The following is a 19,134-nucleotide window of genomic DNA, read 5'->3' as shown; positions in this document are numbered from 1 at the left end:
TTCTCAATTTGATTTCTGCTTCCATTAACTTATAGTTTTTCCAATTAATAATCGTTAAAGACGATATAAATATAGGTAATAGGACTTGGATTCCCCAGTCATTTTTTATGGTACAAAGTGCAATTGTTATTGCGATGATAAGTATTAATGAGATTATAGTAACTTTTAATGAAGATTTGGAAACCTTCCATTTTTTTGATAATTCTTCATTGCTCAAGTTTTTCAATTCATCCTGATTCATTTCTTGCTTAATTTTATTTTCAAAACCAATTATCTTCTTTTCTTCATACTAAACATTCCCAAAATAAACTTGGCACCTTCTCTTGCAAGCGTTGTCATAAAGGTTTTTCCTGCTCGGCTTTCCATCACTTGTTCCAGCATTCCAGGTTCTTCTTTCGGTTGAGCAGTTCTTCCTCGCGTTGGCGTTGGAATTACGGTTTGTGTATGTTCTTCAATTCTTTTGTTGAGGATTTCGTAGGCGCTTTCTTTGTCGAGATTTTCTTCATATTTTTGAACGAGGTCAGAATTTCTTGTCAAATCATCAATTTCCGATGAGGTCAAAATATCCATTCTACTTTCCGGCGAAATCAAATAAGTATGAACCAACGGCGTCGGAATTCCTTTCTCATTCAGCGCTGTCACAAAAGCTTCCCCGATTCCAAGATTTTGAATCAATTCGCTGGCGTTGTAATATTCGGTTGTTGGATAATTTTCAACGGCTTTATCAATTTCCTTTTTGTCTTTTCCAGTGAAACCTCTCAAAGCGTGCTGGATTTTCAAACCAAGTTGGCTCAAGATATTTTCCGGAACATCACCCGGAATTTGAGTGATGAAATAAATTCCGATGCCTTTCGAACGAATCAATTTCACCATCGTTTCAATCTGAGAAAGCAAAGTTTTTGACGCTTCTTTGAAAAGCAAATGCGCTTCATCGATGAACAAAACCAACTTCGGTTTTCCACTGTCGCCTTCCTCAGGAAAAGTCATATAAATCTCAGCAAACAACGATAAAATAAAGGTTGAGAAAAGATTTGGTTTACTCTGAATATCATCAACTCGGAAAATATTCACAACGCCTTTTCCGTCTCTGGTCTGCAAAAGGTCTTCTACATCAAAACTTGGTTCACCGAAGAAAGCGGTTGCACCTTGTTGTTCCATCGCAACAATGGAACGAAGAATTGCGCCCAAAGATGCAGGTGCAATCGAACCATAATTATCAGCCAATTCCTTTTTGCCAATCGGATTATCTGTCACATATTGAAGGACTTTTTTCAAATCATTCAAATCCACCAAAGGCAAAGCTTTGTCATCGCAATATTTGAAAACGATGGACATTATGCTTTGCTGAGTATCATTCAGACCAAGAATTTTACTCAATAAAATTGGTCCAAATTCCAAAACGGTCGCTCGAAGTTTCACACCTTTTGCGCCAGAAATTGTCATCAATTCTACTGGGAAATTCTGTGGCGAATAAGGCAATCCTGTTTTGGCGTATCGTTCTTTGATATTGTCGTTTTCTGTTCCACTTTCGGCAATTCCGGAAAGGTCACCTTTGATATCCATTACCAAAGTCGGGATTCCGGCGTGAGACAATTGTTCCACGAAAACCTGAAGCGTTTTGGTTTTTCCGGTTCCGGTTGCGCCCGCAATCAAGCCGTGTCTATTCACAGTTTTCAGGGGAATCGAGACATTAACTTCAGTGACGATTTCGCCGTCTAACATTCCTTTTCCAAGGATGATGTGGTCGCCTTTTGGATTGTATTTTGAATTGAGGTCGGTTATGAATTTTTCTTTATTTGACATCGATTTGTTTTTTCAATCTTTAAATTTAAAAATAATTTTCAGAATCGTTTTAAAACTTTCATTAATTATAAACTTAGAGTCTGCTTAAATTTACATTGAAAAGTTTTTATTACCACATAGACACATAGTTTTTATATTGATTTTAAGATGAAATAGAATATTATGCTTAACTCTATTTTATCTTTTTTTAAATGGAAAATGTGTTTTTCTATGTGTCTATGTGGTTTAATATTTTTTGAATAGGCTCTTAACAAAATTGATTAAATATCAATTATCTTTGCAATCAAATGCCATTCTATGCGCGCTTACAACACAAAAAATTTCCTGAAAATCCTCGTCAGTCTTCACAAGACCGATACGCTGAAAATCCTGTTCCCAACAATGCTCCTCGTGGGAGCTTACTCGTACGGGATGTATTATTTGGAAGTAGAATATCTGGATTTAACCTCCAAATCATCAGTCAATAATATTGGAATCGTCCATTCTTTACTTGGGTTTGTTTTGTCTCTGCTTTTGGTTTTTCGTACCAATACGGCGTACGACCGTTGGTGGGAAGGTAGAAAACTTTGGGGAAAACTGGTGAATGACAGCCGGAATTTTATGATTAAGATTAATAGCATTCTGGACGAAAAAGACATTAAAAGTCGAACTCAGATTGCGAAATATCTCAAGTTTTTCCCTCACTTTTTAGCAAGTCACCTTTCCAAAGAATCTACGAGATTGGTTTTGGATAAGGATTTTGCTGACCTTGCCCAAGAGCTGAAACACCATCCTCCGGCAGAATTGGTTTTTCTATTAACCAAAAAACTTTTTCAACTCAAAAAAGAAGGCAAAATTTCAGATACAGAAATGCTGTTTTTGGATGTTCAATTATCTGGTTTTCTGGATGTTTGTGGTGGTTGTGAGAGAATCAAAAATACGCCGATTCCTTATTCATATTCATCATTCATCAAAAAATTTATCGTTTTCTACGTTCTTGCGCTTCCTGTTGCCAATGTTGTGAATATTGGTTTCTTTATGATTCCGATTACGATGTTTGTGTATTACGTTTTGATGAGCTTGGAGCTGATTGCGGAGGAAATTGAAGACCCTTTCAATAATGATGAAAATGATATTCCGATGGAGTCTATCACACAAAACATTGGTAGAAATATCGATTTAATTTTAAATAAAGCCTGATTTTGACAAAGAAACTGAAACTCGAAGAACTTGGAAGAATAGATGTAGAAACTTTCAAGAAAACTGAGAAAATTCCATTAGTTATAATACTTGACAGCGTGAGAAGTATGCACAATGTTGGTGCAATCTTCCGAACTGGTGACGCTTTTTTGATTGAGAAAGTGGTTCTTTGTGGCATCACGCCTCAACCACCTCATCGCGAAATTCACAAAGCGGCGCTTGGTGCAACGGAAAGTGTGGATTGGATTTATGAGCAAGATATTAACGTCGCAATTAATACTCTTAAGAAAGAAAATTTCAACATTATCGGAATCGAACAAACTTCAACAAGCCAATTGATTTCTGATTTTGAAATTAGATCTGATAAAAAATATGCTTTAATCCTAGGAAATGAAGTGGATGGAATCTCCGATGAAGCCTTAAATAATGTTGATACATTTCTTGAAATTCCTCAGCTTGGGACGAAGCATTCTTTGAATGTAAGTGTCTGTGGCGGAATCGTAATCTGGGAATTTGCGAAAAGCATTGGCATTGGAAAATAAAAAACTGCAGACACAATGAAGTGTTGCAGTTTGAAATAAATCTAATAAAAAGTAAAAATGAAAGGCGACAAAGATATGTTTTTTGTTTCATACAAAGCAATACTTTTTATAAAATTTTATAATTTTTTTTAAAAACTTTTCTCGGTAAGGATTTTTTGTAAATTAGCATAATGTTTATAAAAGACTACATTTCCAAAGATTATCCGGCTTTCGGCAACAGAGATTCTATAGAAGAGGCTTCTGAGATTGCAAAAGAGTTCGGGTATTCTCACGTTTTCATCGTTAGCAAAGGCGTTTTCCTGGGTGGACTGAGTCAGTCTTTTTTGGAAGATAGTCCGGAGGGAAAGCTCGATAGTCTCAATATTCATTATGAGCGTTTTGCGATTATAGAAGACAGCAGTATTCTCGACAGCATCAAGCTTTTCCACACTTTCAATGCGAATGTGGTTCCAGTGATTTCCAAAGAAGAAAAGTATCTGGGTTATATTTCCTGCGACGATATCTTCAATGAGTTTTCAAAATATCCCTTGTTTTCCGAAAACGGTGCAATTCTGACGATTCAGACAACGGGCTTGCATTATTCTATGACGGAGATTTCTCAGATTGTGGAGAGTAACAATGGGAAAATCTATGGAACCTTCATCAATGCGATAAAAAGTGATAGTGTAGAGATTACGCTCAAAATTAGCAATGAAAACCTGAGTTCTATAGACGAGACTTTTGAACGTTACGGCTACGTTGTGGTGCATAAACATTATGATGACGAGAAGGAAGAACTATTGAAGGACCGTTTCGGATTTTTTCAGAAATTTTTGGAAATATAATTTATGAAAGCGGCGATTTATTCTCAAAAAAAAGACCTTGATACGTTTTTGTATCTCAACCGATTCATTTCAGAATTGGCACTAAGAGATGTAGCAGTTGTTCTTCACGCCGAGATGGCAGAGAATCTTAATTTTTCTAAAGAATTCGATACGTTTTCTTGCAAAGATGAGCTTAAGAATAAGAATGTCAACATTGTTTTCAGTTTTGGAGGCGATGGGACGATTTTGAATGCTTTGACCTTCATCCAGGATTTAGAAATTCCAATTATTGGTGTTAATACAGGAAGATTAGGTTTCTTGGCGAATTTCAGAAAGGATCAGATTTTTGATGAATTGGACTCAATTATAGTTGATAAAAACTACAACATAAGCGAGCGTTCTGTCATCAAAATTACCATTGACAGCGATTCTAAAATTGATTTTCCATTTGCTTTGAACGATGTCAGCCTTTCCAGAAAAGAAACCACATCTATGATTACAGTGGAATCTTACATCAATGATGAATTCCTGAATGTCTTTTGGGGCGACGGATTAATAGTTTCTACGCCAACTGGTTCTACGGCATATTCCTTAAGTTGTGGAGGGCCGATTATTTCTCCCACGAATGATAATTTCGTCATCACGCCCATCGCACCTCACAATTTGAATGTTCGTCCACTTATCGTGAAAGACGATGCCAAAATAAAATTAACGGTAAAAAGCCGAGTTCCGGAATATACACTAGCATTGGATTCCCGACTTTATCACGTGGAAATTGGCAGTGAAGTGTTGATAGAAAAAGCTGAGTTCTCTCTATTTCTCATTAAGCCAAAAAATTTCAGTTTCTATGAAACTATAAGGCAGAAGTTGCTTTGGGGAAATGATAAGAGAAATTAATGAAAAATATTAGTCATAACATAAGACTGAAAATTCAAAACTTTAAATAATTAATAATTTTGTAACTTTACCGTTCAAAAAAAATCTTAAAATATATTCAAAATGAGCAGAAAATTTCCGGCAGGAGTTGCCACTGGTTCTTTAGTAACAGAAATATTCGATTATGCAAAAGAGAAGCAATTCGCACTTCCTGCAGCTAATGTAATCGGTTCTAGTAATATCAACGCAACATTGGAAACTGCTGCGAAACTGAATGCACCAGTAATTATCCAGTTCTCAAACGGAGGTTCTATCTTCAATGCTGGAAAAGGATTGAGTAATGAAAATCAAAAAGCGGCGGTTCTAGGAGCTGTGGCTGGAGCAAAACATATTCACACTTTGGCAGAGGCTTATGGAGCGACTGTTATCCTTCACACAGACCATTGTGCTAAGAAATTATTACCTTGGATAGACGGTCTTTTGGATGCAAGTGAAGAATTTTACAAGCAAAACGGAAAATCTCTTTACTCTTCTCATATGTTGGATTTCTCTGAGGAGCCAATTGAAGAAAACCTTGAGATCTCTGCAAAATACTTCGAGAGAATGAACAAAATGGGAATGACTCTTGAAATCGAATTGGGTGTAACTGGAGGAGAAGAAGATGGTGTTGACAACTCAGATGTTGACAGCTCAAAACTTTACACGCAGCCAGATGAGGTGGCTTATGCGTACGAAATCCTTAAAAAAGTATCTGACAATTTCACAATTGCAGCGGCTTTCGGAAACGTACACGGTGTTTACAAACCAGGAAACGTAAAATTGACTCCGAAAATTCTTGACAATTCTCAGAAATTTGTACAAGAGAAATTCGGAACAGGTGAGAAGCCTATCAACTTCGTATTCCACGGTGGATCTGGTTCTACAGTAGAAGAAATCCGTGAAGCAATCGGTTACGGTGTTGTGAAAATGAACATCGATACAGATCTTCAATTCGGTTACACAGAAGGAATCAGAGATTATATGACTGAGAAAATCGAATATCTACGTCATCAAATCGGAAATCCAGAAGGAGCAGATTCACCGAACAAGAAATTCTACGATCCAAGAGTTTGGGTAAGAAAAGGAGAAGAAACTTATATTAAAAGATTGACTCAGGCTTTCGAAGACTTGAACAATATTAATACACTTTAATAAAATTTATAAATGATAATTGATGAGCGATAAACGATTTTTGTAAGTTGCTTTTTCATCAATTATCAATTATCATTCATCAATTATAGATTATATGGCATTTGATTGGTTTAAAAGGAAAGGGCAAAACATTACCACTTCTACAGAAGACAAAAAAGACGTTCCAAAAGGACTTTGGCACAAAACGCCAACGGGGAAAATCATAGAATTTGAGGAATTAAAATCTAATAATTTTGTTTCTCCAGAAGATGGTTTCCACGTAAGAATCGGAAGTAGAGAATACTTCGATATGCTTTTTGATGATAAGAAATTCAAAGAATTGGATGCTGATGTGGAAAGTGTTGATATTCTTAAATTCAAGGATACAAAATCTTACACAGACCGTCTGAAAGAAGTGAAATCCAAAACCAAATTGACAGATTCTATTCGTAATGCGACTGGAAAAGTGAATGGTGTGGAAATGGTGATCTCTTGTATGGATTTTGCTTTCATTGGTGGATCTTTGGGTTCTGTGATGGGCGAAAAAATCCGTAGAGCGATTGACTATTGTATCAAAAACAAATTGCCTTACATGATCATCTGCCAATCTGGTGGAGCGAGAATGCAAGAAGCAGCTTATTCATTGATGCAATTGGCAAAAGTTCAGGCAAAGTTGGTTCAACTTTCTGATGCAGGATTGCCTTACATCGCTTATTTGACGGATCCAACTTTTGGTGGAATCACAGCTTCTTTTGCAATGACAGCAGATTTAATCATTGCAGAACCAAGCGCTTTGATCGGATTCGCAGGGCCAAGAGTTATTCGTGAAACCATCGGTAAAGATTTGCCAGAAGGTTTCCAAACGTCTGAGTTTTTGCAAGAAAAAGGTTTTGTGGATTTCATCGTTAAGAGAACGGAAATCAAGCAACAAGTTTCCAGAGCGGTAAAACTTTTGATCCACGAATATCATTAATCAAATTATTAAACTAAAATATACTCTCTCAAATCTGGGAGAGTTTTTTATTGATGAGATTTATAGGAGTTATTTTCAGGGCTTTAAAAACCTTGACCTTCAGCAAATTATTGAAGGTTTTTTCGATTGGAATAATGCATCCATTGTTCGCTTTTCTTTACACTTATGCGAGTCTGAAAGCATTTCAAAAAGCGAAAGAACTTTATCCCAAAACCAATTCCAACAGTGGCATAGGAAACGCATTCCGACACGCTTATTGGTGTTGTATCATTATGATGTACTTCTGCAAGGTCTCCTCACCAGAAAAGGCATTGAAATGGTGCAAAAGATTGACAAATATGCACGAAGATCTCTTTCCAAACAAACCTTTGGAAACCAAAATGGATCTGCATAACAATCAACTCGGAATGGATTATTTTATGAGTCTTTTGCCAGGCGTTCACCGCCAATTCTTTGAGAGTAGCTTCTTCATAAAGGAGCTTCAGGAAAAAACGAAAGATGCAGTTTTGATAACCTCTGTTGATGAGGAAGTTGATAAAGATATTATGATTTATCTGGAATAAAAAAGAACGCCTTTTGAGCGTTCTTTTCAATTATAAATAGAATGGGAAGTTTATTGTTTAATAAATTTCTTAGTCGTAGTTTTTCCATTTTCAAAAGTGATTTTGATGAAATAACTTCCTTTTGTCAAACGAGAAACATCAACTGACTTTTCTTTGGTTTCAGAAATTTTTTGACCTGTAAATGATAAAATCTCCACAGATTTCAAAGCGTTTTCTGTATTGATTGTAATGGTTTTGTTGGCAGGATTTGGTCCAAAAGAGAAATCAGATTTAGTAAAATCATTGACCGCCAAACTGTTGTTCGTTTTATTTACACATCTTACAGAATAGCCAAAACTTTTCGCGTCACCACCAAAACCAGTTGTACTACCAGCAGCGGCTCCTAAATAAACATAACGGTAGAAATTGGGGTTTGTACTTGCAGATTTTGTCCAAATATAAGCACGCGCGCCTTCAAATGCCCAGCTTGCATCTTTACGAGAACCGGCCCCAGCGATTTTTAGATTACTTTCAAATCCTCTTACGATGCCTCCAGTTGTAGCGCCAGCCGGTCTTGGGAAGATGTTTTCTTTTTGCATTACAAAATCCCAATCTGCTTCTGAAGGGATTTCCCAATCGTCACCAATTGCTTTACAAGGGTCAATTCCGTTGTGTTCTGTAACTTCTGAAAGATTTTTTGCAGACCAGGTATCATTCTGATTTGGGTTTTCGAACCAGCCAGTGTAATTTCCAGACCAAGGTGTGCCACCACCGATGTAAAATAAAGCCGTTCCAGCTCCTAAACCTACAGGGTTGTTAGGCGTTGGATACTCTTCTGTTGTTTGAGAAGTTTTCAATTGATGGCCATCATCCCAACGTCCGTATTGGAAGTAATCACCACGTGCGCCTTCGTCAGCAATACTTGTTGCAACATTTGAACTTCCAAGGTTTTGCTGTAGCCATTCGTTTCCGTCTGCAGCTCTTACGGTTTTGTAGGAAACAGTTTGGTTTTGATAAGTCAGACTTACACAACCGTTGTCACCAATGGTATTTCCTGTCGCTTGAGGTGTGCAATTTTGTGCTTTGACATTCAGCACAATCGCGAATAGTCCTAAACAAAAATATTTGTTTATCATAAGTTTAATTTTTTGCAAACATATTTATTTAGAATTAATAAAAATAATAAAATGATTAAAATCATAACCTGCTAAAATTGAACTAAGTAACGTTTATTGCTTTTATTAAATTGATTTATAACTATTTATTATGAAATTATTGAAGTACAAAATATTTAAGCATAATTAATTTTCATTAATTAAAACAAAATTGACGATTCAAAAATGAACCGCCAACTTAAAAAGTAGATATAAAAAATGGAAGTTTTACCACGCTTTCACAGCACCTCCTTTGAAGGTCTGTTTCGCTATGGCTTCTACTTCCGGAGATTGATAAGCTTTGACGAACTTTTTGATTTTTTCGTCATTTTTATTGTCTTCTCTGGAAACGATTAAGTTAGCATAAGGAGAATCTTTGTCTTCTGTAAACAAACCTTCTTTTTCTGGATCTAATCCTGCTTGCGCTGCAAAATTGTTGTTGATGATAGCAAGAAATACTTCTTTATCTTCCAGAACTCTTGGGATTTGTGGTGCTTCCAATTCTAAGATTTTCAGATTTTTTGGATTGGCAACAATGTCGGTCACTTTTGGTAAAAGTCCAACGTTTTCTTTTAGTTTGATTAATCCTTGTTTTTGTAATAATAAAAGCGATCTTCCACCATTGGTTGGATCGTTCGGAATCACAATGGTTTGCCCAGGTTTTAATTCTGAAATTGATTTGATTTTTTTTGAATAAGCCACGATCGGATAAACAAAAGTTTTTCCCACAACCGCCAATTTGTAACCTCGTTGTTTGGATTGTTCCTCGAGATAAGGTAAATGTTGGAAAGCGTTCGCATCCACATCGCCTTGGTTCAAAGCTTCATTCGGCACAACATAATCATTGAAAGTTACCAATTCCACCTCCAGATTATATTTTTCCTTAGCCACTTTTTTTGCAGTTTCTGCCAAGCTTTGTTCTGGTCCAGATGCGATTCCGACTTTTAAAACATTCGGGTTTGATTCTTTTTTGCCACAAGCCATTAATGATATAATCGCGAAAGCAAATGCTATTTTTTTAAAGTTCATTTTTAAATTTTTATCTGTGATTAAATTTTTTCGAAAGGAAATCTCCCGAGATCTGAATGATGAAAACCAAGACTATCAATAAGATCAAAACGGAATTCATCACTGTGAAATCGTAACCGATATATCCGTATTGATATCCAACTTGTCCCAATCCGCCAGCGCCAACTGCGCCACCCATTGCAGAATAGCCAACAAGCGTAATCAATGTAATGCTGATGTTATTAATCAACGAAGGCAAAGCTTCCGGCAGAAGTACTTTTCTGATGATTTGCAACGGTTTTGCACCCATCGATCTTGCTGCTTCTATTAATCCTGGAGGAATTTCAAGCAAACTATTTTCCACCAATCGTGCAATAAATGGCGCTGAACCGACACTCAAAGGAACCAACGCGGCCGCAACACCAATCGATGTTCCAACAATCGTTCTCGTGAATGGAATCATCCAAACAATCAAAATAATAAATGGAATCGAACGGAAAATATTGACAATGACAGAGACAATTTGATGAGAAATTTTATTCTCCAGCAATTGTCCTTTTCTCGTCAGAAATAAGAAAATTCCCATCGGCAATCCCAAAAGAAATCCGAAAAATCCAGAAACCAAGGTCATTACAATTGTTTCTAATGTCCCTTGAAATAACAAATTGATCATACTATCCGACATAACCTAAAATTTCTGTGTTAGAATATTCATTTTCTAAATAAGCCAAAGCCTCGTTTATTTTTTCACCTTGCAATTCCACCAGCAAAACCCCAAAACTCAGATTGCCAACATATTCCAATTGCGCGCTGATGACTTTCGCCTTAACCTGAAATTTTTCAAACAGATTACTGATGACAAAACTCTGATCTTCATTACCATTAATGAAAAATTTCACCAATGGATTGTTGTTTTCGATTTTGCTCAATGAATTTTGATAAACCAAAGGCAATTCTACATTCAGAGAAGATAGGATAAATCCTTTCGTAATTTCCTCTTTTGGATTGGTGAAAATCTGTTGCACATTGCCTTGTTCAGCTAATTTTCCGTGATCGATAACTGCCACTTTATCACAAATGGTTTTAATCACTTCCATTTCGTGAGTGATGAGAAGAATTGTCAAGCTCAGTTTTTGATTGATGGATTTCAACAATTTCAAAATCGATTTTGTAGTTGCTGGATCCAGCGCACTTGTTGCTTCGTCACAAAGCAGAACTTTTGGGTCGTTCGCCAACGCTCTAGCAATCGCAACTCTCTGTTTTTGTCCGCCTGAAAGATTTGCTGGATAATCTTTTGCTTTTTCTTTCAGTCCAACCAATTCCAAAAGCGAATCCACTTTTTCCTTGATTTCCGACTTCGATTTTCCCTCTAATTCCAACGGAAAAGCCACATTATCAAAAACAGTTCTTGATGACAACAAATTAAAATGCTGAAAAATCATCGCAATCTTTCGTCGTTCCAGAGTCAATTGAGAATCAGAAAGTTTTGTCAATTCAATTCCATCAACAATCACTTTTCCTTCGTTTGGTTTTTCGAGAAGGTTCACGCAACGGATCAGCGTACTTTTTCCGGCGCCAGAAGTTCCAATCACGCCAAATATTTCGCCTTTTTCAACAGTCAGAGAGACATTGGACAGAGCTTGGGTGGTTTTATTTTTAGTTGTAAAACGTTTGGAAACGTTCAGTAGTTCAATCATTTTTATTCATTAATTAAAAAATAAAAACCTTTCAAATGGGATTATGAAAGGTTTTCAAAATAAACACACTATTTCTTTCTTCATATAAATCTTATGCAACAAACAAATCTCAACATTATCATAGTGTCTTAAAAAAAGCCTTTGCAAAACTAAAAAATTCAATTCATACCAAACAAGTATAATTTAAAATAAATGACAAAAATCAGTTTTTATTTGGGCAACTTATCCGTCCTCCGTTCCCGCTATTTTTTGCTTCAGCTATTCCAGCCCCAAAAAATGAGCTCCACTCAGGCCGGGTTGCGGAGATTCTACATTTCATTTTTATTTTACTTTCTAAATCCAGGTTTCGAAAATCTATTCCCTTTTTTCTTACATTTACTGAAATTAATTTTCCAGAATGGTTCTAAGCAGGATTTGGTCGGCCTTCATCATCATTGCAATTGCAGTTGCCTCTATAAAATATTTAAGTTCGGATAAGTACACGCAGATTTTCAACGATATGGTGGTTGGAAAAGGCGGCGACACAATCAAGATTTCGCAAAAACCATTAGCGCAATTTTCTCCCGACATTCAAAAATCTCTGCAGGCAAATCCAGAGATTGAGGACAATCACATTCATTACAAAATGGATTCTCTTCAAAACGTGTCAACTTACAGAGTTCAATCCACCGACGGCGTTATTGGAACCAGCGAAACCGCGGTCAATATCTGCTTGAAACTGATTGGAATTATGGCACTGTTTATGGGTTTTATGAGCATTGCCGAAAAAGCAGGTGGCATCAATTTTCTCAGCCGAATGATTCAGCCATTCTTCTCAAAATTATTTCCCGAGATTCCAAAAAACCACCCCTCTTTCGGACATATGATGCTGAATTTCAGTGCAAACCTTCTGGGTCTCGACAATGCGGCTACGCCATTTGGACTCAGAGCAATGGAAAGTCTGCAAACCTTGAATCCAGATAAAGACCGAGCCAGCAACGCCCAAATTATGTTTCTCTGTCTGCACGCCAGCGGATTGACTTTGATTCCGGTTTCCATCATCGCCATCCGTTCATCAATGGGTTCGGAAACGCCGACTGATATTTTCCTGCCTTGTATGATTGCGACTTTTTGTGCGACAATGGCCGCGATGATCATTGTTTCCATCAAACAAAAAATCAATCTTTTTCAGCCAATTGTTTTGGCCTATGTTGGTGGGATTTCTGCGATTATTGCTTTGCTGGTGATTTATCTCGTAAAACTGAGCAAAGATGAATTGGATAGTTTCAGTAAAATATTGAGCAACGGAATTATCCTGTTGATTTTCTTCGCCATAGTTCTCGGCGCGGTTTATAAAAAAATCAATATTTTCGATGCGTTTATTGATGGTGCAAAAGAGGGCTTTAATGTCTGTGTGAAGATTATTCCATATTTAGTTGGTATGTTGATTGCGATTTCGTTACTCAGAACCAGTGGTGTTTTCGAAGTGATTATTGATGGAATGAAATGGATTGCCAGCGCATCTCACCTCGACACCAGATTTGTGGACGGATTGCCGACTGCATTAATAAAACCATTATCGGGTTCCGGCGCTCGTGGAATGATGGTGGACACAATGAAAACCTTCGGAGCAGACAGTTTCCCAGGAAAATTATCTGCGATTCTTCAAGGAAGTTCTGATACAACTTTTTATGTAATCGCCGTTTATTTCGGTTCAGTAGGAATCAAGAATACAAGATATACAGTTGGTTCGATGTTGTTGGCAGATTTGGTTGGCGTAACAGTTTCGGTAATTTTGGCGTATTTGTTTTTTGGTTAATTATTTGTAAAACTAAAACCTACAACCAATCAACTAAAACCTAATCAATGATTCAAGATAAAGATTTTACACTTAGATTAATTCGACAATTAGCGCAAGCTTTAGAAAAATTACTTTTGGGAAAACCAGAAGAAAGTCTGATGCAAAAAGAATTGGATTTCGATTCTTTGATGAAAGATATTTTCAAAACGGATTTCATTGAGATTTCATCAAAATCAAAAGAAGAAATTATTGAAATCGTAAAACTTCGCGAGTCCAAAGATCACGTGGATTATTACGAGATGCTGGGGAATGTTTTTATGTTTCATTATAAAGCACAAGGAAAATTGGATTTTGCTGACAAAGCCAAAACGTTCTACGAATTGTATCTGCAGACCAGCGGAATTTTCGCAATGCCAATTATCAATAGAATCAACGAGTTGAAAGTTGCCTTAAATTAAATTTCAAAATGTTAAATGTCGTTTTAGTAGAGCCAGAAATTCCGAATAACACAGGAAATATCGGCCGATTGTGCGTAGGAACAGAAAGCAAATTGCACTTGATTCACCCGTTTGGGTTTGTCATTAATGATGCTAATTTAAAACGTTCTGGTTTGGATTATTGGGTTCATCTGGATGTTAAGGAATATCAAAATGTTGAAGAATGGATGACGCAAATCCCAGATAAATCCAGAGTTTTTCTAATGAGCTCACACGCAACCAATTCGATTTATGAAAATGATTTCCAAGATGGAGATTGGCTTGTTTTTGGGAAAGAAAGCCGAGGATTGAGTCAGGAAGTTTTGGATTTGTTCGATAATCATTTGACGATTCCGATGTCCAATTTGATTCGCAGTTTCAACATCGCAAACTCCGTCGCATTCGTGGTTGGAGAGGCCAAAAGACAAATCGCTTTGAAGTAGGAAATTTGAACTTTCTAATGTAAGCTAATAACCACAAGCCAATTGCCAGAAAGCCAATCAACAAATTTGACATCAATGTTAAAATAAATTAATTTTGACCACATTAGTAGGATTAAAATAAAAAATTATTCTTTTATTTGTATTTTTGTGCGTTATCGAGAGAGCATTATGATTTTTAAAACTAAAAAAGACACGAAATATAGTTATGTAGAAGCGGGTGAGGGTCATCCAATGGTGCTTTTACACGGCTTAATGGGTGGTTTGAGCAACTTCGATAAGATGATCAAATTTTATTCGGACAAAGGCTATCAGGTCTTCGTTCCGCAATTGCCTATCTACGATTTACCAATCCTGAATACCAATCTGACTTCGATTTCCAAGTTTGTAGCCAAGTTTATCACAGATGTGATCGGCAAACCGGTTACCATCGTTGGGAATTCTATGGGTGGACACATCGGATTGATTTTGACAACTTCCCGACCAGAATTGGTGAAAAATCTTGTGCTTACAGGAAGTTCCGGCTTGTACGAGAGAACTTTCGGAGACAGCTTCCCAAGAAAAAGCGATAAAGAATATATCAAGAAAAAAACACAAGACGTTTTCTACGACCCGATTGTGGCGACAGATGAATTGGTAGATGAGGTTTTCGCCGTGGTAAATGACAGGATGAAAGGAATCAAAACTGTGATGCTGGCCAGAAGCGCGATCAAACACAATATGCTGAATGATCTTCCGAAAATCACTTGCCCAACCTGCATCATTTGGGGAAAACAGGATAATGTGACACCGCCAGAGGTAGCAGAAGATATGCACAAACTAATCCCGAATTCAGAATTGCATTGGATTGACGAATGTGGACATGCTGCAATGATGGAAAAACCGCAGGAATTCAACGAGATTCTTTATAAATGGCTACAAAAAGTGATGTAAGCCAATAATCAATAAAAACTTTTCAGACCATTAAGAATTTGAATTATTTTAAATTAAATAAATTTGATTCTTAATGGTTTTTAAATTATAAAAATATGGTAATCAAAACCGCAGTATTTGTAAAAAGCAGTCAGAAATGGCAAGATTGTCCCGAGCCAAATATGCCAGAATATGCTTTCATTGGGCGTTCCAATGTTGGAAAATCTTCTCTCATCAATGCGATGATGAATCACAAAGATTTGGCTAAAACATCTCAAACACCTGGAAAAACTCAGCTAATCAATAATTTTTTGGTGAATGAATCTTGGTCGCTTACAGATCTTCCCGGCTATGGCTACGCGAAGGTTTCTAAAAGTCTGAGAAAGGATTTTGAAAAGCTGATTACCAATTACATCCTCAACAGAAAAAACCTCGTCAATCTTTTCGTCTTGGTTGATGTGCGCCACACGCCACAGAAAATCGATATGGACTTTATGCAATGGCTTGGGGAAAGCAGTGTGCCGTTTTCCATTGTTTTTACAAAAGCGGACAAAATGAAATCTGGTGGCGCTGACAGAAATGTAGAAGCCTACAAAACAGAACTGTTGAAAACTTGGGAAGATTTGCCAAATATTTACGTGACTTCAGCCGAAAAGAAAACCGGAACAGAGGAAATTTTGAAATTCATCTCAGAAACCAATCAGTTTTTAATTAAAAATAAAATCAGATTCGATGACTAATATTGATTGGAAAATCAAAGCATTTTCTGAATTGACGACGACAGAACTTTACGAAATCATCAAAGCTAGAGTCAACGTTTTCGTAGTAGAACAAGATTGTCCTTACCCAGATTTGGACGATTATGACCAGAAAGCCATTCATCTTTGGGCGGAAAAAGAAGGCGAAGTTTTGGCTTATTGCAGGATTTTTGACAAAGGCATCAAATATCCGGAAACGTCTATTGGCAGAGTAGTAACCACGGAAAATGGAAGAGGAACGGGGCTCGGAAAACAATTGATCTCTTACGCAATTGATGTCATTGAAAATAGATTGAGAACAACGGAAGTTAGGATTTCTGCTCAGGATTATTTGCTAAAATTCTATTCCGGATTTGGATTTGTAGATACAGGGAAAAAATATTTGGAAGATAATATTCCTCATACAGAGATGTTTAGAAAATAAAAAAGCCCAAAGATTTCTCTCTAGGCTTTTCGGTTGAAAACTGAATGTATCTTGTCCTTTGTGTTCTTACGGTTATTAATCTGGGGACAAAATTAGAGACATAAATTCACATTTCCTTACGGGAAACCGTAAAATGGAAAAATAATTGAAAATATTTTTAAATTATCCCCAAATCTTTGCATTGAGCGATGAGTTGCTCGTTATTTTTCACCGTCAATGCTAGCTTCATCGCATTCATTCTTTTTTCTACACTGCTCAAACTATTGGGGTGAATGTCTCTTTCTTGCAGAATCTGGGGAATGTTTTTCTGCAAAATTCCTTCTGAAAGTAATTTTAACAATACAATATCATAGTTGCTGAACTCCAAAGTGTTGATGCTTTTCACTGGCAATTTGAGATCGTGGGAAATGTAGGTCTCATTATTATAAACCGCTTCTACAGCTTTTTTTAATTCCTTAGAGTCAGATCTCGCTTTCCTTACAAACGCATTGATTTCTAGTTCGTTGAATAGTAGGTCTATAACTCCTAATCTATGTTCTCCGGAAAAAACAATCACTTTCAATTCCGGTTGCAAATCGCGACAGCATTTTATAAGCTCACGTCCATTTTTTAGCAATTGCTTTCTATGATCTTCTTCAAAGGAAAGATCCGTCAACAGAACTTCGTAAGGCGAATCTGTTTCCAAAGATTTTTTAAGGTAAGAAAAAGCATCATCACAATAATAAACGTGATCTACACTGGGAATCCTCAAATCCTTCAACACTTTTTGTACAGAAAAATTACTGCTCTCGTGATCTTCCGCAATTAATATTTTACTAAACATAGAATCAATATTTTATTGATAATTTTAATCCGCCGGATGGACTTTTTTCTATCATTAATTCTGCCTTAAGTTCCACAAGTCTGGATTTTATGTTGGCGAATCCGTTTTTCTCTTGGAAGTTTTCTGCCAATCCCACGCCATTATCAGAATACAAAATTTCCGACTTACCGTTTTCCTTACTGAATTTCAAAATAACTTGAGTCGCTTGGCTGTGTTTTTTCATATTCACCAAAAGTTCGCGGAGGATTTGAAACCATTCTTCTTTTTCATTTTCGGAAACATTACTCCAAAAATCAATCTCATTTCCGATGATGATAATTTTAATATTTTCATTGTCAAAAGAACTGACAAGACCAAATATTTTTTCATTGAAATCCTGTGTAGAAACTTTGTCATAAGATAGATCGCGGGATTTCTCGTACATCAGTTCCAGTTTGTCCAGCAATTTTTCTTTCGGAACATCATTTTGATTTTCAAGTGTTGTCATCACCTCATAGATTCCGTTGGCAACCACGTCGTGCACGCGTTTGGAAAAATCCAGGCGCTGTTCCTGTAGTTTGTTGTTGGCTTCCAAAATCAATCTTCGTCTTCGCCTTTTGATCCAAATAAAAATGAAAAAACTGAGAATCGAAGTGATGATGATGATTCCCCAAATGATTAATTTTTGTCTTTCTACCTGATGCTCGTGTTCCTCGTGTTCCTGTTGCCAAATTAGGTTTTCTGCTTTTGCTTTTTCACTTTCGAAACGGATGAGCGCAAACTGGTTTTTTGCTTTGTTTTGCGCATTTGTAAGGCTATCCTGAATTCTGGAGTAGTTTTCGAAATAGTTTTGAGAATGTGGCGCATCAGAAATCCGAATCAGATTTTGCAAGGCTTCCAATTGATCTATCGGATATTTCAAATCTTTGGCAAGCGACAGCATTTTTTCTGAATACAATTTCGCCGAATCTTTATTCTTATTTAAGTAATAAGCTGATAAATAAGCGTAAGCAGCATCTTTTGTCCAATCGTCTTGTAAAGATTCGCTCAGCAATTCTGCTTTCAAATAATTCTGAACGGGACTGTAATTTGGATTTTCAAACCATTTAGATCGTGAAAAATTGAGTAGCAACTTGGGATAAAATTCGCTTTTTAAACCTACGCTGTCAATTAGTTTTTGATAGATTTCTACGGCTTTTCCATATTGTTTTTCGTTGTGATAAACGATGGCAATATTGTTTGCCAAAGACATCTTGTCGATTGGATCTTTGGTGAAGAGAAGCGCTTTGTCGTAAAAGCGTTTGGCGTCTTTGTAGTTTTTAAGATTGTTGGAAGCAACGCCAAGATTATTATAATTGCAAAACACAGATTGATAATGTGTTGTGTCGTTTTCTTTAAGAAATTTGGATGCCGTAATACTGCTTTCTATACTTCCGAAATTGTCGCCTGTAGTTTCCTGGATTATCGCCATATTCACATAGCTTTTTCCAATTCCTAAACTGTCATCCAGCTTGGTGAAGAGATCTTTCCCTTTGTTCAAATAGTAAAATGCGCTGTCCTGTTCGTTTTTATCAAGAAAAACAAATGCCTTTTCGTAATAAGGGTTTTTATGTTTTTTAGCTGAATTTTTGTGGTTCGGGACTTCTTTTTCCGAGCACGAAAACAACATTAGGATTAAAAAACAAAAAATAGATTTTTGCAAGTTTTACAATTTATCCGAAATTTAATAAAATCCGAATTGTTTTCCAATTATTTGTGATTAAATCATTATGTCTGTACTTTTGTTTTTCAATTG

General features: G+C 36.5%; 20 protein-coding genes. 13 read left to right on the top strand and 7 right to left on the bottom strand.

The annotated features are described in order from the left end of the window. Positions 1-270: 270 nt before the first annotated feature. Positions 271-1,803, bottom strand: coding sequence for a helicase HerA-like domain-containing protein (locus B0I22_RS09960; RefSeq protein ID WP_133944509.1), 1,533 nt, complete (start codon positions 1,801-1,803; stop codon positions 271-273). A 297-nt stretch (positions 1,804-2,100) separates the two neighbouring features. Between B0I22_RS09960 and B0I22_RS09955 the strand changes: the two genes are divergently transcribed. From B0I22_RS09955 to B0I22_RS09925, 7 genes are all read left to right on the top strand, one after another. After that, positions 2,101-2,982, top strand: a complete 882-nt coding sequence (locus B0I22_RS09955; protein WP_133944508.1) for a bestrophin family protein — start codon at positions 2,101-2,103, stop codon at positions 2,980-2,982. A 2-nt stretch (positions 2,983-2,984) separates the two neighbouring features. Beyond that, entirely contained in the window at positions 2,985-3,524 is a 540-nt protein-coding gene (locus B0I22_RS09950; RefSeq protein ID WP_133944507.1) for an RNA methyltransferase, read from the top strand. A gap of 170 nt (positions 3,525-3,694) precedes the next feature. Continuing rightward, on the top strand, positions 3,695-4,348 hold the full coding sequence (locus B0I22_RS09945; RefSeq protein ID WP_133944506.1) for a CBS domain-containing protein: 654 nt from the start codon (positions 3,695-3,697) through the stop codon (positions 4,346-4,348). A 3-nt stretch (positions 4,349-4,351) separates the two neighbouring features. Continuing rightward, positions 4,352-5,224 (top strand): NAD kinase, encoded by an 873-nt coding sequence (locus tag B0I22_RS09940; protein ID WP_133944505.1) that lies wholly within the window; start codon positions 4,352-4,354, stop codon positions 5,222-5,224. A gap of 102 nt (positions 5,225-5,326) precedes the next feature. Further along, the gene (gene fbaA / locus B0I22_RS09935; protein ID WP_133944504.1) at positions 5,327-6,394 is read left to right on the top strand and encodes a class II fructose-bisphosphate aldolase; all 1,068 of its coding nucleotides are present in this window, start codon (positions 5,327-5,329) and stop codon (positions 6,392-6,394) included. A 94-nt stretch (positions 6,395-6,488) separates the two neighbouring features. Then, complete coding sequence (gene accD, locus B0I22_RS09930; protein ID WP_133944503.1) at positions 6,489-7,346, top strand: acetyl-CoA carboxylase, carboxyltransferase subunit beta; 858 nt, start codon at positions 6,489-6,491, stop codon at positions 7,344-7,346. A gap of 53 nt (positions 7,347-7,399) precedes the next feature. Next, positions 7,400-7,909, top strand: coding sequence for a DUF6973 domain-containing protein (locus B0I22_RS09925; RefSeq protein ID WP_133944502.1), 510 nt, complete (start codon positions 7,400-7,402; stop codon positions 7,907-7,909). 50 nt (positions 7,910-7,959) lie between these two features. Here B0I22_RS09925 and B0I22_RS09920 read toward each other — a convergent pair whose 3' ends face one another. The 4 genes from B0I22_RS09920 to B0I22_RS09905 form a co-directional block, all read right to left on the bottom strand. Beyond that, the gene (locus B0I22_RS09920) at positions 7,960-9,024 is read right to left on the bottom strand and encodes a T9SS type A sorting domain-containing protein (protein ID WP_133944501.1); all 1,065 of its coding nucleotides are present in this window, start codon (positions 9,022-9,024) and stop codon (positions 7,960-7,962) included. 246 nt (positions 9,025-9,270) lie between these two features. Beyond that, positions 9,271-10,071 (bottom strand): methionine ABC transporter substrate-binding lipoprotein MetQ, encoded by an 801-nt coding sequence (gene metQ, locus B0I22_RS09915; protein ID WP_133944500.1) that lies wholly within the window; start codon positions 10,069-10,071, stop codon positions 9,271-9,273. Between the two features lie 10 nt (positions 10,072-10,081). Beyond that, a complete protein-coding gene (gene metI, locus B0I22_RS09910) occupies positions 10,082-10,735 on the bottom strand; it encodes a methionine ABC transporter permease MetI (protein ID WP_133944499.1) in 654 nt (217 codons plus the stop codon). Beyond that, positions 10,725-11,747 (bottom strand): methionine ABC transporter ATP-binding protein, encoded by a 1,023-nt coding sequence (locus B0I22_RS09905; RefSeq protein WP_133944498.1) that lies wholly within the window; start codon positions 11,745-11,747, stop codon positions 10,725-10,727. The genes metI and B0I22_RS09905 overlap by 11 nt, the downstream gene beginning before the upstream one ends. Before the next feature lie 397 nt (positions 11,748-12,144). Between B0I22_RS09905 and B0I22_RS09900 the strand changes: the two genes are divergently transcribed. The 6 genes from B0I22_RS09900 to B0I22_RS09875 all read left to right on the top strand — a co-directional run bounded on the left by B0I22_RS09900 (position 12,145) and on the right by B0I22_RS09875 (position 16,537). Next, entirely contained in the window at positions 12,145-13,545 is a 1,401-nt protein-coding gene (locus B0I22_RS09900; RefSeq protein WP_133944497.1) for a nucleoside recognition domain-containing protein, read from the top strand. Between the two features lie 47 nt (positions 13,546-13,592). Further along, positions 13,593-13,985, top strand: coding sequence for a hypothetical protein (locus B0I22_RS09895; protein WP_133944496.1), 393 nt, complete (start codon positions 13,593-13,595; stop codon positions 13,983-13,985). Between the two features lie 8 nt (positions 13,986-13,993). After that, complete coding sequence (locus B0I22_RS09890) at positions 13,994-14,446, top strand: tRNA (cytidine(34)-2'-O)-methyltransferase (RefSeq protein ID WP_133944495.1); 453 nt, start codon at positions 13,994-13,996, stop codon at positions 14,444-14,446. 168 nt (positions 14,447-14,614) lie between these two features. Continuing rightward, positions 14,615-15,376 carry an alpha/beta fold hydrolase gene (locus tag B0I22_RS09885; RefSeq protein ID WP_133944494.1) on the top strand — a complete coding sequence of 254 codons (762 nt, stop codon included), beginning with the start codon at positions 14,615-14,617 and terminating at the stop codon, positions 15,374-15,376. A gap of 95 nt (positions 15,377-15,471) precedes the next feature. Then, the gene (gene yihA, locus B0I22_RS09880) at positions 15,472-16,095 is read left to right on the top strand and encodes a ribosome biogenesis GTP-binding protein YihA/YsxC (RefSeq protein WP_133944493.1); all 624 of its coding nucleotides are present in this window, start codon (positions 15,472-15,474) and stop codon (positions 16,093-16,095) included. Further along, positions 16,088-16,537 (top strand): GNAT family N-acetyltransferase, encoded by a 450-nt coding sequence (locus B0I22_RS09875; RefSeq protein ID WP_133944492.1) that lies wholly within the window; start codon positions 16,088-16,090, stop codon positions 16,535-16,537. The genes yihA and B0I22_RS09875 overlap by 8 nt, the downstream gene beginning before the upstream one ends. Positions 16,538-16,694: 157 nt before the next feature. On the opposite strand, the gene B0I22_RS09870 is transcribed toward B0I22_RS09875, so the two are convergent. Next, positions 16,695-17,360 (bottom strand): response regulator, encoded by a 666-nt coding sequence (locus B0I22_RS09870; RefSeq protein WP_133944491.1) that lies wholly within the window; start codon positions 17,358-17,360, stop codon positions 16,695-16,697. Positions 17,361-17,364: 4 nt separating this feature from the next. Continuing rightward, the gene (locus B0I22_RS09865; RefSeq protein WP_133944490.1) at positions 17,365-19,008 is read right to left on the bottom strand and encodes a tetratricopeptide repeat protein; all 1,644 of its coding nucleotides are present in this window, start codon (positions 19,006-19,008) and stop codon (positions 17,365-17,367) included. Between the last annotated feature and the right edge of the window lie 126 nt (positions 19,009-19,134).

The organism is Epilithonimonas xixisoli (assembly GCF_004365655.1).
GTDB lineage: Bacteria > Bacteroidota > Bacteroidia > Flavobacteriales > Weeksellaceae > Epilithonimonas > Epilithonimonas xixisoli.
This window is presented reverse-complemented; position numbering and strand designations above follow the sequence as displayed.